Here is a 14,436-nt window from a genome sequence, read left to right on the forward strand (position 1 = left end):
GAGATGGCACTTTTCATATTATGTCACCCAGTGCGTCCACTGAATTTACACCAATTATACGGACTCAACTGGATTCGTCACCCACTCATCGAATGGTTTATGAAGTTGATTGGTTAAAATTTCTACGTACAAGATTGATAACGGTACTCATTGACACGACACCTAAAAGGATGGAAATCGATATACCATATATCCATAGATGTTCCTGTTCTATGGAGTATTCAGGTCCACCCATGGTCTTACCAAGCAATGGATAATAAATAAACCAAAATAATCTGGAACCGAAATGCCATGTCGCGATTACAGAACAAACGAATACAATGATGGATAACCAAATCAACTTGGATTTCGTTTTTAATCACTCCTTAAACGATATCTTTACACCACACCACCCGCATGTCAGACGGAAACTGTCCGTCCCTGTTCGACAAATGATATAGATAAATGCGCCTCACTCGGGGCGCATTGAATGGATGATCATGAGGGATTTTATTGCGCTATTGGCTTGATTTCAATCGTAAACGATGAGGAAATAGGGGGTAGAGTGTGCTGTGAATGAACGTCCATAACATTTCCAGTGCAAAATAGGCCATAGCCAAACTCGAAATTGTAAAAATTCCACGTAGCAACTTTGCACCGACATATTTGCGTGACCATGCTACCAACGCGGAAATACCAATGCACCAAGCAAATGCGCCAACCGAAAAACCAAGGAATAACAGTAAAAGTTTATCAATCAACGGCATGCCTGCAATATGACTCGCAAAACCACCACCGATGCCACCCCAGAAAGCGATGCCAAAGGGATTGGCTAACGAAAAAACGACTCCTGTAATGAAATCTCGTTGTTCCTTTTTATCGTGATTCAAGGTCAAATCGAGTGGTTTTCGAGCGTCTAAAAAGGATAACCATGCCATTCGCAGTAAAAAGGTGATTCCTGCGATGCCCAAAATGATACGGATAGACAAAAAATGAAATACAAGCGCAACCCCTGTTAGACCAATTATTGCCCAGACCAAATCGCCTAAAAGAGCACCAATTTGAACCAAAAAGGAAGCAGCAAAACCCCTCTGCAAACCTCTACGCAGCGCTTCGGTATTTACAGCACCTGGAGCCGCACTGTAAACAAAACCGAGTATGCATGCCGTGATCAATAAAACACTCATTTATTCGCCCCCCTCTGAGTTATGATAGTTGATAAGCGCGGCCACCGTCTAGTTGCTTCAGCTATGTTGACGATTCCAACAAATTTGACTCTCCCGTCGGGGGAGAATGTAGTCTTTGACTGAAGGTGATGCAGATGATAAACGGGTATTACTCCATTGGTGAAACAGCTTCCCTAACGGGGCTTACGGTCAAAACCATCCGCCACTATGCAAACGAGAATGTGGTCGCTCCATCCGTCCTCTCAGAGAAAGGGTATCGCTTGTATGCTCCGAGCGACATTTGGAGGTTGGCGTTGGTACGTCTTTTGCGGAATATGGAGTTTAATTTGCCGCAAGTTCGAAGCATTCTCAACCAATCCGCTGACATCCCATCCGTGATTCGGTGGCAAAAAGATATCTTGGACTTGCAGATAAGACACCTGACCGATGTGCGTTCACGATTGGAACAAATCCCGTTTAGTACCTTAAGCGATGCATCGCTTACACACCTTCATATGATTCTGGAGGCGATGAACATGAGTAAAGAAGACAAGCAGGCGTGGTTGACAGATCGATGGTCCGAGGTAATGATCCCAGAGGATGCTTCGGAAGATTGGAAAATAGCATTTTTACAGCAGTTAAAGGATTCCCTTCCTACGGAATGGAACGCCGAGCAAATAAGGGCGTGGACTGAATTACAAGAGTTTCTCGAAGCTCCCATGTATCGTGATCAGTTACGGGAAACTGTACGCCCATTCTGGCAGTTGCTTGAAAAACGAACCATTGAACCCGACGATTGGCGAACTTTGATGGGTAAAGTAATGGATCGAGCCATTGTAGCGAGTCAAGCATCACTAACGGTTGACGACTCAGAAGTTCAGTCGATCGTGGAAGAATGGATCAACGTATTCTCAACCGTTTTTCATCTTCCCGTCGATGAGACGTTCATTGCAAGGTTCTCGTACTATGCGGAATTGGTGGTGTGTGAACCGAACAAGCGGCTTTGGGAGATCATGATTCGACTTAATCCAGAGAAAATGGAGTCTCCCTTTCGTGCGCAAGTATTGATGCTTGAAGGATTACGTTGGAAATTAAAACAGATGAAATAGACGACCATGCATGCTTAGTGAGCAGATTCCTAATTTGTGGAATCTGCTCACGTAGTAATGATAGTGTGGAATGAACTTGTACCACACTCTTCCAATTCGGATCATCGGCACCTGTTTCCCTCATGTAACAAGACCTTCGGTCTTTTGCCGAAAACGGGGCCCTTATGTGAAGTGCACGTGGACTCCTGTCTTGGGACTTTAGACGCTGTGGATGTTTTTTTGCTGCTGAGGTGAGGATCGCTTTCGCTGATACTCGGATCGGCACTATGCAATTCACCCCTATAAGGATTCTGGATATGAAAATAAAGCAGCCTCCAGAAAGCTGCTGTTTTAGTGTGGTGCGCCCGAAGGGAATCGAACCCCTACCTCAGGCTCCGGAGGCCTACGTCCTATCCATTGGACCACGGGCGCATGATTTTGATGCAACAAATGAAGTATACAGGGATGATGGGGGCAACGCAACTAAAGGCGAAATGGACTGAAAATCGGTAGGGAACGAATTGAGTTGTGAATTCGTGATTTGTTGACGGTGTGGTGGTGTTTGGGATGTGGTTCACTTTACGAAGTGAGGGATTTGGCGTAGCATGGGGTTGGGAGGGATTGGCTTGAGAATGCGATCCATTGTTGCAGGATTGGCGACTGTGGTTGTGCTTGGAACTGTGGCCGGGGTCGCTTTGAAGAATTCGGCGGTTGTCAGCGTGGGAACATCTGCGATCGGGAGTGCACTCGGAAAACTGACCGGGCACGCGTCGCACGGGTTATCGGGGGTTCGCGCGCTGTCGCATGGGAAAACGGCTTCTGCGAAAAATCTTGTATCGACGAACAATGCACCGCCGCCGACACCTGTTGTTATCGACGGTGTGAGCATGCGCTATAACCCCTATAAACCTTCTGATGGTGCATACCCTAGCCTGGCTTTGGTTAAGCATCTATGGATTGACGTGAGCGTCGATCAACAACTCGTGTATATCATGAATGGCAATCATGTCTTATATACGATGGTGACATCGACCGGACTCGATACGGTGCCAGGGAATAGTACGCCGCTAGGGGTCTATCACGTACAGGCGGAGCGGGGAACATGGTTTTACGCGCCGCAGTATCAGATGGGTGCCCAGTACTGGGTTTCTTGGCTCGGGCATGGTGTCTTTCTCTTTCACTCGGTGACGGAGACGATCCATCATAAATTGATTCCGACTGTCGCCGCCAAGCTCCTGAGCAAAGCGTCGCACGGATGTTTCCATCTCACAATTCCTGATGCACAGTGGGTGTACAACCACATTCCTTACCACACGACGGTCGTCGTAGAACAGGCGCCTGTCCGCTTGTTGAAGCACCAAATCTACAAACCGTCCAGCGAGCAAAAGGCGGCCGCATTGACGAATCCGCCAGGTGGCGCAAACTCGATGCAGTCATCCTGAACTTGATTTGTAAAATTTACGAATAGAAAACACCAGCTGCTGGATCGCCCCAGAAGGCTGGTGTTTTTTTCGCTTCGACAGTTTGTTTGATGTTTATGTTGATCAGTTTCTGTTAATCAGTGTTGTCCACCGTCAAGGATCTCGCGTTGTCGCCGTGCGGTGGCGTCAAGTACGCGATCAAAAAGAGACTCATCCATTTTCATCAGTTCTGTAAGTCCGGCCTCCGTCACACCGCCAGGCACGGCAACCCGTTCGATGACCGTTGTAAAGTTATAGATTTCAGACGCGACGAGGGCGCCAAGCCCCTCCATCATGTGGGCAATTAGCATCTGGGCGGTCGCCATGTCCACGCCTTTTTGACAGGCGGCCTTTTGAAACAAGAACGCCAGGTGAGAAAAAAAGGCGGGTGCGCAACTGGTCAGGTCTGAGTAGATGCGCACGTCCTCTTCGGCAATCGTGTGAATTCTTCCAATGCAAGACAGCGTGTCGACAAACGCACTCCTGTCATGTGCGCGCCAGCGTTCGCTGAACATGACGAGCGCGACGCCCGCATTTGCGCGCTGCGTGACGGAGGGAATCAGCTTGCAGACGAGACTGTTGCAAAAGGTTTCAAGCTCGCACAGAGAGATTGAACTACACGTAGAGATCACCCATTGATCTTTGCGCAGTGAATTCCCAATTTCATGCATCACGGTGCGCAGATCATTTGGGCGAAGGCAGAGAAAAATCTGATCCGCGCGATCGATCGCCTCATCTAACGTGCGCACGGCTCGAATGGTTTCAGGAAACGCATTTGCGAGTGTTTCAGCCTTGTCCCAGGTGCGGTTGTAGACCGTCAACGCAGCATTTGGCGCGGCGACTGCAAGGGCGGTGGCAAGCATGCTGCCGATGCGACCGGTGCCAATCACGCCTAGGCTCACAAGGATCCCTCCACTCCTACACGATGTCATCTACAAGAGAATATGCTGACTAGAGGGTGAATACGCCTTATAGGCTCGGCAGGACTTTTTACCTTTGTCGCGAAATATAAATCGAGGAACCATGCGCTTAGGGGGAAGGCTGATGCGGCAACACGTGGAGCTTGTACTCGCCCAGCAACAGCGGCTTGCGATGACGCACACCATGCAGCAAGCGGTGGCTATCCTGCAAATGGGAACGATTGAACTGTGGAACTTTACGGAAACTGCACTTCTCGAAAATCCTCTGCTAGAGCGGGCGCAGGATGATTTGCGCGCGCAATTTGAACAATCCCTTGCGACAACCAAACGCGAGTGGCGAGAGCGTCAGCGGCTGCGCGGTTTGGGGCAGCGCGAAGACGCCGCGTCCCTCATGAAAGATGAGCGCGTGACATCGCTTTCTGGTGCGCTTCGCGAACAAGTGGGGTTCCTCGCGATTCACGAGCGGACGGCGCGCATCCTGCGCGGGCTTATCGATTGTCTGGATGAGCGAGGATATTTGGAGCTTACGACGGCAGAATTGGCGTCCGCCTTTCATGTATCTGAGCTTGAGATTGACTCGGCGCGTTCGATTTTGCAAGGCTTTGAACCACGCGGTGTCGGTGCGCGTGATTTAAACGAATGCCTCACGCTGCAATTACTGGATCGAGCGCCGTCGGATGTTCGCTCACTCGCGATTGAAATCGTGAACGAGCACCTCGTAGCGCTCGCAGAACCGGGCTATGCGAGACACCTCGCGCGACAACTGCGCACAACGTCAGAACGCGTGGAGGAGGCCGTTGCGCTGATCCGCGCCACCGATCCGCGACCGGGACTGCGATACACACAGAATGAAACCGAATACATCGTGCCTGATGTGAGTGTGATCCAGGTCGGTGCGCACTATGTCACAGTCGTCAATGATTGGTCTGTACCTTCACTGCGTATTTCACAACTCTATGAGTCGTGTTTAAAACGGGGATCGCGTGAAGACCAAGCGTATCTTCAGCGCCAGTGGGTAGAGGCAAAAACACTGATCCGAAGCATTGATGCAAGGCAGCGGACACTCCAGCGCGTGTGTGATCTGATGGTCGAGTATCAGGAGGATTTTTTTCATCAAGGGCCGTCTGGACTTCGTCCACTCACGATGAAGGCCGTGGCGGATGCGCTTCATCTGCACGTGTCGACGGTCAGTAGGACAGTTGCCGGAAAGTATGTGCAGACGCCGCAGGGAACAGTGGAATTGCGGAGATTCTTTGTGAATGGACTGCCTTCGGCGCAAGGTGAGGACATCTCGTCGACCCAACTGCAAGGGATGATTCGCCGAATGATCGAGCAAGAGCGTGGCGCGCATCCGCTGTCTGATCGGGAAATCGCGGAGCGCCTTTTTGCGATGGGCAATCGGGTTTCCCGGCGCACGGTCGCCAAGTACCGTGAGGAGATGGGTTTTAAAGCGTCTTCGCGTCGGAAACGGTAGCACGCTCGCAAAAAGACGCTTGAACGTGCGGGCGGTGATACGTTTTTTGAGGATCCGCCACATCGCGGGTCCTTTTTGGCTTGCGTCAATAGACAAGGAAACGTATAGTAAGGGTGATCCGGGACTCTTTTTGTCTCTGTGGGACGTGTTGTGTCCCGAAAGCTGAGGGGACGGGAGGCGGTCTTTATCGATTCACTTCTTGTGAGTCAACGCCTTGTACCAGAGTTGACCGAAAAAGTCAGAACGCGTTATCGCGTGCTGAAGCGTATTGAACTTCACCAGCCTGTAGGCAGACGTACGCTCGCGCATGTGCTTGGCGTTTCGGAGCGCGTTCTTCGCGCGGACGTGGAAGTTTTTAAGGAGCAGGGTCTGATCGAGGTTGGCCCGCTCGGCATGGCGATCACCGAAACGGGGGTCGATGTGTTGCAGGCGCTTGATCCGATCATGAAGACGCTCGATGGCAGGGCAGAGATGGAACTCTCTCTCGCGGAACGTCTGGGGATTGCGCGCGTTGTCGTTGTCTCTGGAGACAGCGAGCAGAGCGAAGATGTCACGCGTGATGTCGGACAGGCAGCCGCCCACGTCTTGCGCACGTTTTTGCATCCACCGTGCACGGTCGCTGTGACGGGCGGATCATCGCTTGCGATGCTCGCCGAATTGATGCCACAAGCGACGACGCCGCAGGATGTGGAAGTCGTACCAGCGCGCGGCGGATTGGGTGAGCGTCACGAGTTGCTCGCAAACACCATCGCTTCGCAATTGGCTGCTCGCCTCAGTGGGCGATACCGCATGTTTCACGTTTCCGAGTCGCTCAGCCGGGCGACGGCAGAGCGACTCGCGCAGGAGCCGACGATCGCTGAGATGATCGATCGGATTCGCAGCGCGAATCTCGTGGTGCACGGGATCGGCGATGCACTCACAATGGCCACGCGGCGCGGATTGGACGAGGAGACTGTGGCTCACCTCGCGTTGCGCGGCGCAGTTGCGGAAGCGTTTGGATACTTTTTTGACGCAGAAGGGCACATTGTGCACATGATGAACACCGTGGGATTGAAATTGGAGGATCTTTCCGGTGACAAAATGGTCATTGGCGTTGCTGGAGGGCGTGCCAAAGGGCCGGCCATTGAAGCGGTTGCGCACGCCTATCGCATGGACGCGCTCGTGACGGATGAAGGGGCGGCGCGCGCCATTTTAAAAAAAGGAGAATGTACACATGGGAGTTAAAGTTGGAATCAACGGGTTTGGCCGCATCGGCCGCAATGTGTTTCGCGCAGCGTTTGATCGCAAGGATGTTGAGATTGTCGCGGTCAACGATTTGACGAACGCCGAAACGCTCGCGATGCTGCTTCAGTATGACTCGGTGCACGGGAAATTTCCGTACGAGGTTACTGCGGATGGAACCGATCTGATCGTGAACGATCGTCGCATCCGCGTGTTTTCCGAGCGCGATCCGGGCAATCTCCCTTGGGCGAGTGTCGGCGTCGAGATCGTGATTGAGTCGACGGGAATCTTCACGGAAAAATCAAAAGCAGAAGTGCATATCACCAAAGGCGGCGCGAAAAAAGTGATCATCTCGGCGCCCGCCACCCATGAGGACATCACGATCGTAATGGGTGTCAACCACGATAAATACGACGCGGCTTCTCACCATGTCATCTCGAACGCTTCGTGCACGACAAACTGCCTCGCGCCAATCGCAAAAGTGCTGCATGAGAAGTTTGGCATCATACATGGTCTGATGACTACGGTGCACTCCTATACGAACGATCAACAGATTCTCGATCTTCCGCACAAAGACTTGCGGCGCGCGCGGGCGGCCGGACTCTCGATTATCCCGACCTCAACGGGCGCCGCCAAAGCCGTTTCGCTTGTCCTTCCTGAATTAAAAGGAAAGCTTAACGGATTTTCAATGCGCGTGCCGACGCCAAACGTCTCGGTGGTCGACTTGACGGCAGAACTCGCGCGTGAAGTGACGGTCGATGAGGTGAACGACGCACTGCTTGCCGCGACAAAAGAAGGATCGCTCGTCGGATACCTCGATTACACCGATAAGCCCCTCGTCTCTAAGGATTTCAACGGCGATCCGCACTCCTCGGTGGTCGACGCGCTCTCGACGATGGTGATTGAGGGTACGATGGTCAAAGTGGTGTCCTGGTATGACAATGAGTGGGGCTATTCCAACCGCGTCGTTGATCTGGTCGCCTACGTTTCGAGGTGATTTCATGAGTGAAAACAGTTCATTTCAGACGCTTAGCGATGTGTCTCCAAAAGGGCTGCGCCTATTTGTGCGCGCCGATTTCAACGTGCCGATGGAGCACGGCGTCATCACGGATGACACGCGGATTCGCGCGGCACTTCCGACGATCAGGGAGCTTGTCGAGCGTGGCGGGCGTGTCATTCTGGCATCGCATCTCGGACGTCCAAAAGGAAGGGAAGACGCTGCGTACTCCCTCGCCCCAGTTGCCGCGCGACTCGCAGAATACCTGAAACAGCCTGTATCCTTTTGCCCGCAAAGTGTGGGGGCAGAGGCGCAAGCGGCAGTCGGCGATCTGCGCGACGGAGAGGTGCTTCTTCTTGAAAACGTGCGCTTTCACGCGGGCGAAGAGAAGAATGACCCGGAACTCGCCAGGCGCTTTGCGGAACTCGCTGATCTCTATGTTAATGACGCGTTTGGCGCGGCACATCGCGCGCATGCGAGCACAGCCGGGATTGCCAACCACCTGCGGGCGGTTGCGGGACGGCTGATGGAGCGCGAACTTAACATCATGGGTGCGGCACTGCAAAACCCGGAGCGACCGTTTACGGCGATCATCGGGGGTGCCAAAGTCAGCGACAAAATCAAGGTGATTGAAAATCTGCTTGAAAAGGTCGACCGCCTCTTGATTGGCGGCGGCATGGCGAACACCTTCTTGCTCGCGCAGGGCTATCCTGTCGGCAAGTCACTTGTTGAAGCCGAACTCGTTGAAACGGCGCGCGCGCTGATTCGTCAGGCAGCGTCTGCAGGGAAGACGTTGCTGCTCCCGACGGACCTGATCGTCGCGACACGCTTTGCCGCAGACGCTGATCACCGCGTCGCAGCGCTTGACGCAGTGGGGGAAGAAGAGATGGCGCTTGACATCGGACCTGACTCGATCAATCGCTATCGCGCGGCGGTTGCGACGTCGCGCACGGTCATCTGGAATGGGCCGATGGGCGTTTTTGAAATGGCGGCGTTCTCGCACGGAACGCTTGCGGTTGCTCAGGCAGTGGCAGATGTCACAGGGACGACGATCATCGGCGGCGGCGACTCGGTGGCGGCGATTGAGAAAGCAGGGCTTGCGGACCGCATGACGCACATCTCGACAGGCGGCGGGGCATCTCTTGAGTTCTTGGAAGGTCGCGCGTTACCAGGGGTCGAATCGCTCGCAAGGAGGAGTCACTGATGCGCACACCGCTGATTGCGGGAAACTGGAAGATGTACAAGACGCGGAAAGAGGCGTTCGCGTTTGTTGACGCGCTAAAAGATTTGCTTGCGACGTTTGATCCAAAGCGCGTCGAAGGTTGGATTTGTGCGCCTTATCTCGCGCTGGTCGGGTTGCCCGAAGCGCTCGCGGGGACAAGTGTTCGCGTTGGTGCGCAGAATGTGCATCAGGACAAAGAAGGCGCACACACAGGCGAGGTTTCACTCGCGATGCTAAGCGAAGTGGGCGTCGAGGCGGTCATTCTCGGGCACTCCGAGCGGCGCGCCGACTGTGGTGAAACGGATCGGGCGGTAGCTGAAAAAACAGAGGCCGTCTTGCTTGCGGGGCTCACGCCGATCGTCTGTGTCGGCGAGACGCTCGAACAGCGCGAGGGAGGACAAACGGCGGCGCTCATTGCGGCGCAAGTGAGCGCGGTGGTCGAGCATCTGACGCGCGCGGACGCACCGGAAGAACTCGCCTCAAAGCTTGCGCGCCTGGTGTTTGCGTATGAGCCGATCTGGGCGATCGGGACGGGCAAAACGGCGTCGGTAGCCGACGCCTCCACAGTCATCACGGGAATTCGCGCAACGCTCACGCGCGGCCTTGGCAGTCGCGCAGAGGCGGTGCGCATCTTGTATGGCGGCAGCGTCAAACCGGATAACCTCGGCGCCTTTCTCGCTGAGCGGGATATCGACGGGGCGCTGGTCGGCGGCGCGAGTCTCGCGCCTGACTCGTTTGCGGCACTGTTAACCGTCGCGGTGGAGGCGAGCGCGTCGTGACAAAGAGGGCTCCTGTGACGCCGCTTGCGCTGATCATTCTTGACGGGTTTGGCCTGACAAGCGAGGTGCGGGGAAATGCGGTCGCCGCCGCGCATAAGCCGAACTTTGATCGCCTCGCAAAGACGTATCCATTCACAACACTGCGCGCGAGTGGGGAAGCGGTGGGCCTCCCAGACGGTCAGATGGGCAACTCGGAAGTCGGACATTTGAACCTCGGCGCAGGTCGCGTGGTGTATCAAGATCTGACGCGGATCACAAAGGCGATTCGCGATGGCGATTTTATGGAGAATCCAGTTTTTCAAAAGCTTGCGCTGGATCTGCGGACAAAGCAGCGCGCGCTTCACCTCTGCGGGCTTCTCTCAGACGGTGGTGTACATAGTCACATCGACCACCTGTTTGCGCTGCTTGCGTTTGCCAAGAGAGAAAGGCTGGAGCGTGTATACGTTCACGCATTCCTTGACGGACGCGATGTTCTGCCGACGACTGGCGCCTCCTTTTTGCGCGCGCTTGAGGCGCGCATGAGTGAACTTGGTGTCGGGCAGATTGCGACGGTGCAAGGCCGCTATTACGCGATGGACCGCGATCGCCGCAATGAGCGCACGGAAAAGGCGTATCGCGCCATGGTGGAAGGGATTGGCGAGCGCGTGTCCGATCCAGTCGCCGCCGTCGAAGCGAGCTATGCGCGCGGGGTCACCGATGAGTTTGTCCTGCCGATGGTCGTGACAGAGAAAAATGGTGCGCCTGTCGCGACAATTCAGGAAGGCGACGGAATTCTCATGTTCAACTTTCGTCCGGATCGCGCAGTGCAGATCAGTCAAGCGTTTACGAATGAATCATTCAATGGATTTGACCGCGGCGCCGCGCGTCCGCACACGCAATTTGTAAGCATGACGCATTACAGTGACTCGGTAGGCGGGACCGTTGCGTTCACACCGACAAGGCTTGAAAATACGCTCGGGGATGTCTTGGCGCAACATCAGCTTCGCCAACTGCGCCTCGCCGAGACGGAGAAGTTCCCGCATGTCACATCATTTTTTAGCGGTGGTCGCGAAGAGACGTTCAGGCTTGAAGAGCGTGTGCTGATCCCCTCGCCAAAGGTCGCAACGTATGACTTGCAACCGGAGATGAGTGCGGAGCAGGTGGCTGACGCGGCGGTTGCGCATATCAACGAGCGCGCGACCGATGTGATCATCCTGAATTTCGCAAACCCGGATATGGTCGGTCACTCTGGGATCATGGAGGCGGCGGTGCGCGCTGTCGAAGCGGTCGACATTTGCCTAGGCCGCGTCACGGACGCGCTCCTCGCGGTGGGCGGCGCGGCGATTGTGATTGCCGATCACGGCAACGCCGAAGTGATGATCGATCTCGCGTCGGGCGGGCCTTGCACCACACACACGACAAACCCGGTCCCGTGCATCGTTACGTTATCCGGGCTGACGCTGCGTGCGGACGGCGTTTTGGCCGATATCGCGCCGACGATGCTCGATTTGCTCGCACTCTCAAAACCGCAGGAGATGACCGGTTCATCCTTGATTGTTTCAACCAAGTAGATCGTTTTACATCTCATGTTTTGGAGGTCTGACGATGCTGATTTATGATGTCGCCGCGCGTGAAGTGCTCGATTCGCGAGGCAATCCGACTGTGGAAGTGGAAGTCCTTCTTGAGAGTGGTGAGCGTGGGCGTGCGATTGTTCCCTCTGGCGCATCGACGGGCGCGCACGAGGCGGTAGAACTGCGTGACGGCGACGCGACACGCTATCTCGGCAAAGGTGTGGCGCAGGCGGTCGCGAACGTCGAGGAGGTTATCGCGCCGGAAATTGCAGGGATGGATGCGACCGATCAGATCGGGGTCGACCGCATGCTGATCGAGCTTGACGGCACGGAGAACAAAGGCAAGCTCGGTGCAAATGCGATCCTTGGCGTGTCGCTCGCCGTTGCGCGCGCCGCAGCCACCGCTCTTGAACTGCCGCTTTACTCATATTTGGGCGGCGTGAACGCAAAGACACTGCCCGTCCCGATGATGAACATCCTGAATGGCGGGAAGCATGCAGACAACACGGTGGACATTCAAGAATTCATGGTTATGCCAATTGGTGCGCCAACCTTTAAAGAAGGGTTGCGCATGGGAGCTGAAATTTTCCATCACTTGAAAAATGTGCTCCGCAAAAAGGGACTTGCGACGTCTGTCGGGGACGAGGGTGGCTTCGCGCCAAATCTCGCGTCAAGCGAAGAGGCGTTGCAGGTGATTCTTGAGGCGATCACAGCGGCGGGCTACCGTCCAGGGGATGACGTACGTCTTGCGCTTGACGTGGCGAGCACAGAGATGTTCAAGGATGGTGTCTACCACTTTGAGGGCGAGGGCGTCACGCGCAATACGGATGAGATGATCCGCTATTACGAGCATCTCGTAAACAACTATCCGATTCAGTCGATCGAAGATGGGCTGTCTGAAGATGACTGGAATGGTTTCGCGGCGCTCACCAAGCACTTGGGTCAGCGCGTGCAACTGGTCGGTGACGACCTGTTTGTGACAAACACGAAACGGCTTGCGCGCGGAATCGAACAGCGGATTGCCAATTCGATCCTCGTGAAAGTCAACCAAATCGGGACGCTCACCGAGACGCTCGATGCAATCGAAATGGCCAAACGCGCAGGCTATACGGCGATCATCTCGCACCGCTCGGGTGAATCGGAAGATTCGACGATCGCCGATATTGCAGTGGCGACAAATGCGGGGCAGATCAAGACGGGCGCGCCGTCGCGCACGGATCGCGTCGCGAAGTACAATCAACTCCTGCGCATCGAAGACGCGCTCGGCGCCTCTGCACAGTATGCGGGCCGCGCTGCGTTTTATAATCTTCGCTAGGATGAACCATCGCAAACCGTTCATGGTGGCACTCGCCACCATGACACTCTTTGGCGCGCTCGACATGATCCGCGGTGTCGTCGCGCCCTCTTTGCGTGTGGATTATGCGCTGAGTGACGCGCATCTCGGCATGCTCCTCTCCGTCTCGGCGGTCGGCTACCTTGTGGCGAGCCTGATCAGTGGCTGGGTGACCGAACGCGTTGGCATCAAGCGCGGTGTCACCGCAGGTCTTTTCATCATGGTCGTCGGCGTCGGACTGACCGCCTTCGCGCCGTCACTCGCTGCGCTCGTCGTTGGCTATGCGCTTAGCGGCCTCGGTTCTGGCGCTATGGAAATTGGGACGAACGCCCTGATACCGCTTGTGGCAGAACAGCAACAGGCGCGCTATTTCAACGCGCTTCACGCGTGCTATGGACTCGGCGCCACGCTCTCGCCGTTTCTCGCCGCGTGGTCCCTGCACGCGCTGCACAGCTGGCAGGTGCCGTACATGGTAGAGTTTTTCGGGTTACTTGCCCTGCTGATTCTCGTGCTCCCCATGCGCTATCCGCGCGTGCAGCATGTTGTCGCGCGCCCTCTCCCACCGCCGCTTGAGGAAGCGGCGCTCTCCGGCATTGTGGCAGAAGGCAGCACGCAGGCGAGTGTTCGCATGGCGGAGGTGTATCGCTCCCCGGTGTTTTACGCGCTGCTCGTCGCAATCACCCTGAACGTCGTCGCGGAGACGGGCGTTGCCAACTGGATGCCGACGCTTTTGCGCCATCTCGGAAGTACGCCTGCACAAAGTGCGCTCGCCTTATCCGGGTTTTACGCGCTGTACACACTCGGCAGGCTTTTCATCGGACCGCATGTCGCGCGCATCGGCCTCGTTCGCTCCGTGGTTTACGCGTGCCTCCTATCGGCCGTAAGCATGCTCATCGGGCAGTTTGGCGCGCATTCCCTGACTTTTTTTATGATCCTCTCCGGGGCGTCATTCGGCATCATCTTCCCGACGATCTCCGCGCTTGCCTCTGAAAAGTTTCCCGGTCGCACGGCGAGTGTGCTTGGCCTGCTCTTTACGAGCGCCGGACTCGGCGCCGCATTTGGCGCCTCGATGATCGGGTGGATCACACAGATCGCGGGTCTCATGATCGGCTTTTCGCTCGTGTCAGCCGCCCTCTTTTTAAGCGCGCTCGCCATCGCCTTTGCCCGGCGCCAGCCGCCGGAGCGTGATTCCTTGTCCTAGCGACTCTTCTCGCCATTTCAGACATAGGCTAAGAATGGAGTGAGGA

General features: G+C 55.2%; 12 protein-coding genes and 1 tRNA gene. 10 read left to right on the forward strand and 3 right to left on the reverse strand.

Annotated features, from left to right (window positions below):
- Positions 1–497: 497 nt before the first annotated feature.
- Positions 498–1,166 carry a LysE family transporter gene (locus AYW79_RS10115; protein ID WP_067565149.1) on the reverse strand — a complete coding sequence of 223 codons (669 nt, stop codon included), beginning with the start codon at positions 1,164–1,166 and terminating at the stop codon, positions 498–500.
- A 134-nt stretch (positions 1,167–1,300) separates the two neighbouring features.
- Between AYW79_RS10115 and AYW79_RS10120 the strand changes: the two genes are divergently transcribed.
- The gene (locus AYW79_RS10120; protein WP_067565151.1) at positions 1,301–2,254 is read left to right on the forward strand and encodes a MerR family transcriptional regulator; all 954 of its coding nucleotides are present in this window, start codon (positions 1,301–1,303) and stop codon (positions 2,252–2,254) included.
- Between the two features lie 336 nt (positions 2,255–2,590).
- Here AYW79_RS10120 and AYW79_RS10125 read toward each other — a convergent pair.
- Positions 2,591–2,665 (reverse strand) — tRNA-Arg (locus tag AYW79_RS10125).
- Positions 2,666–2,865: 200 nt separating this feature from the next.
- On the opposite strand from AYW79_RS10125, the gene AYW79_RS10130 reads away from it, so the two are divergent.
- Positions 2,866–3,675 (forward strand): L,D-transpeptidase, encoded by an 810-nt coding sequence (locus AYW79_RS10130; RefSeq protein ID WP_231877837.1) that lies wholly within the window; start codon positions 2,866–2,868, stop codon positions 3,673–3,675.
- A 116-nt stretch (positions 3,676–3,791) separates the two neighbouring features.
- On the opposite strand, the gene AYW79_RS10135 is transcribed toward AYW79_RS10130, so the two are convergent.
- Positions 3,792–4,595 (reverse strand): pyrroline-5-carboxylate reductase dimerization domain-containing protein, encoded by an 804-nt coding sequence (locus tag AYW79_RS10135; protein WP_067565157.1) that lies wholly within the window; start codon positions 4,593–4,595, stop codon positions 3,792–3,794.
- Between the two features lie 142 nt (positions 4,596–4,737).
- Between AYW79_RS10135 and rpoN the strand changes: the two genes are divergently transcribed.
- From rpoN to AYW79_RS10175, 8 genes are all read left to right on the forward strand, one after another.
- Positions 4,738–6,087: an RNA polymerase factor sigma-54 gene (gene rpoN, locus AYW79_RS10140; protein WP_067565160.1), complete on the forward strand. Its 1,350-nt coding sequence runs from the start codon at positions 4,738–4,740 to the stop codon at positions 6,085–6,087.
- 150 nt (positions 6,088–6,237) lie between these two features.
- On the forward strand, positions 6,238–7,311 hold the full coding sequence (locus tag AYW79_RS10145; RefSeq protein ID WP_156481846.1) for a sugar-binding transcriptional regulator: 1,074 nt from the start codon (positions 6,238–6,240) through the stop codon (positions 7,309–7,311).
- The gene (gene gap, locus AYW79_RS10150; RefSeq protein WP_067565163.1) at positions 7,301–8,305 is read left to right on the forward strand and encodes a type I glyceraldehyde-3-phosphate dehydrogenase; all 1,005 of its coding nucleotides are present in this window, start codon (positions 7,301–7,303) and stop codon (positions 8,303–8,305) included. The genes AYW79_RS10145 and gap overlap by 11 nt, the downstream gene beginning before the upstream one ends.
- A 4-nt stretch (positions 8,306–8,309) precedes the next feature.
- Positions 8,310–9,509, forward strand: a complete 1,200-nt coding sequence (locus AYW79_RS10155) for a phosphoglycerate kinase (protein WP_067565167.1) — start codon at positions 8,310–8,312, stop codon at positions 9,507–9,509.
- Complete coding sequence (gene tpiA, locus AYW79_RS10160) at positions 9,509–10,306, forward strand: triose-phosphate isomerase (RefSeq protein ID WP_067565170.1); 798 nt, start codon at positions 9,509–9,511, stop codon at positions 10,304–10,306. The genes AYW79_RS10155 and tpiA overlap by 1 nt, the downstream gene beginning before the upstream one ends.
- On the forward strand, positions 10,303–11,856 hold the full coding sequence (gene gpmI / locus AYW79_RS10165) for a 2,3-bisphosphoglycerate-independent phosphoglycerate mutase (RefSeq protein WP_067565173.1): 1,554 nt from the start codon (positions 10,303–10,305) through the stop codon (positions 11,854–11,856). The genes tpiA and gpmI overlap by 4 nt, the downstream gene beginning before the upstream one ends.
- Positions 11,857–11,890: 34 nt before the next feature.
- Complete coding sequence (gene eno / locus AYW79_RS10170; RefSeq protein ID WP_067565176.1) at positions 11,891–13,171, forward strand: phosphopyruvate hydratase; 1,281 nt, start codon at positions 11,891–11,893, stop codon at positions 13,169–13,171.
- 1 nt (position 13,172) lies between these two features.
- The gene (locus AYW79_RS10175) at positions 13,173–14,390 is read left to right on the forward strand and encodes an MFS transporter (protein WP_197460970.1); all 1,218 of its coding nucleotides are present in this window, start codon (positions 13,173–13,175) and stop codon (positions 14,388–14,390) included.
- Positions 14,391–14,436: the final 46 nt, after the last annotated feature.

This window comes from Ferroacidibacillus organovorans (assembly GCF_001642725.1).
GTDB lineage: Bacteria > Bacillota > Bacilli > Alicyclobacillales > SLC66 > Ferroacidibacillus > Ferroacidibacillus organovorans.

What these genes read in the sequence shown, in the direction of transcription:
- AYW79_RS10115 (WP_067565149.1), bottom strand. Translation starts at nt 1,166, where the DNA reads ATGAGTGTTTTATTGATCACGGCATGCATACTCGGTTTTGTTTACAGT.
- AYW79_RS10120 (WP_067565151.1), top strand. Translation starts at nt 1,301, where the DNA reads ATGATAAACGGGTATTACTCCATTGGTGAAACAGCTTCCCTAACGGGG.
- AYW79_RS10130 (WP_231877837.1), top strand. Translation starts at nt 2,866, where the DNA reads ATGCGATCCATTGTTGCAGGATTGGCGACTGTGGTTGTGCTTGGAACT.
- rpoN (WP_067565160.1), top strand. Translation starts at nt 4,738, where the DNA reads ATGCGGCAACACGTGGAGCTTGTACTCGCCCAGCAACAGCGGCTTGCG.
- gap (WP_067565163.1), top strand. Translation starts at nt 7,301, where the DNA reads ATGGGAGTTAAAGTTGGAATCAACGGGTTTGGCCGCATCGGCCGCAAT.
- AYW79_RS10155 (WP_067565167.1), top strand. Translation starts at nt 8,310, where the DNA reads ATGAGTGAAAACAGTTCATTTCAGACGCTTAGCGATGTGTCTCCAAAA.
- tpiA (WP_067565170.1), top strand. Translation starts at nt 9,509, where the DNA reads ATGCGCACACCGCTGATTGCGGGAAACTGGAAGATGTACAAGACGCGG.
- eno (WP_067565176.1), top strand. Translation starts at nt 11,891, where the DNA reads ATGCTGATTTATGATGTCGCCGCGCGTGAAGTGCTCGATTCGCGAGGC.
- AYW79_RS10175 (WP_197460970.1), top strand. Translation starts at nt 13,173, where the DNA reads ATGAACCATCGCAAACCGTTCATGGTGGCACTCGCCACCATGACACTC.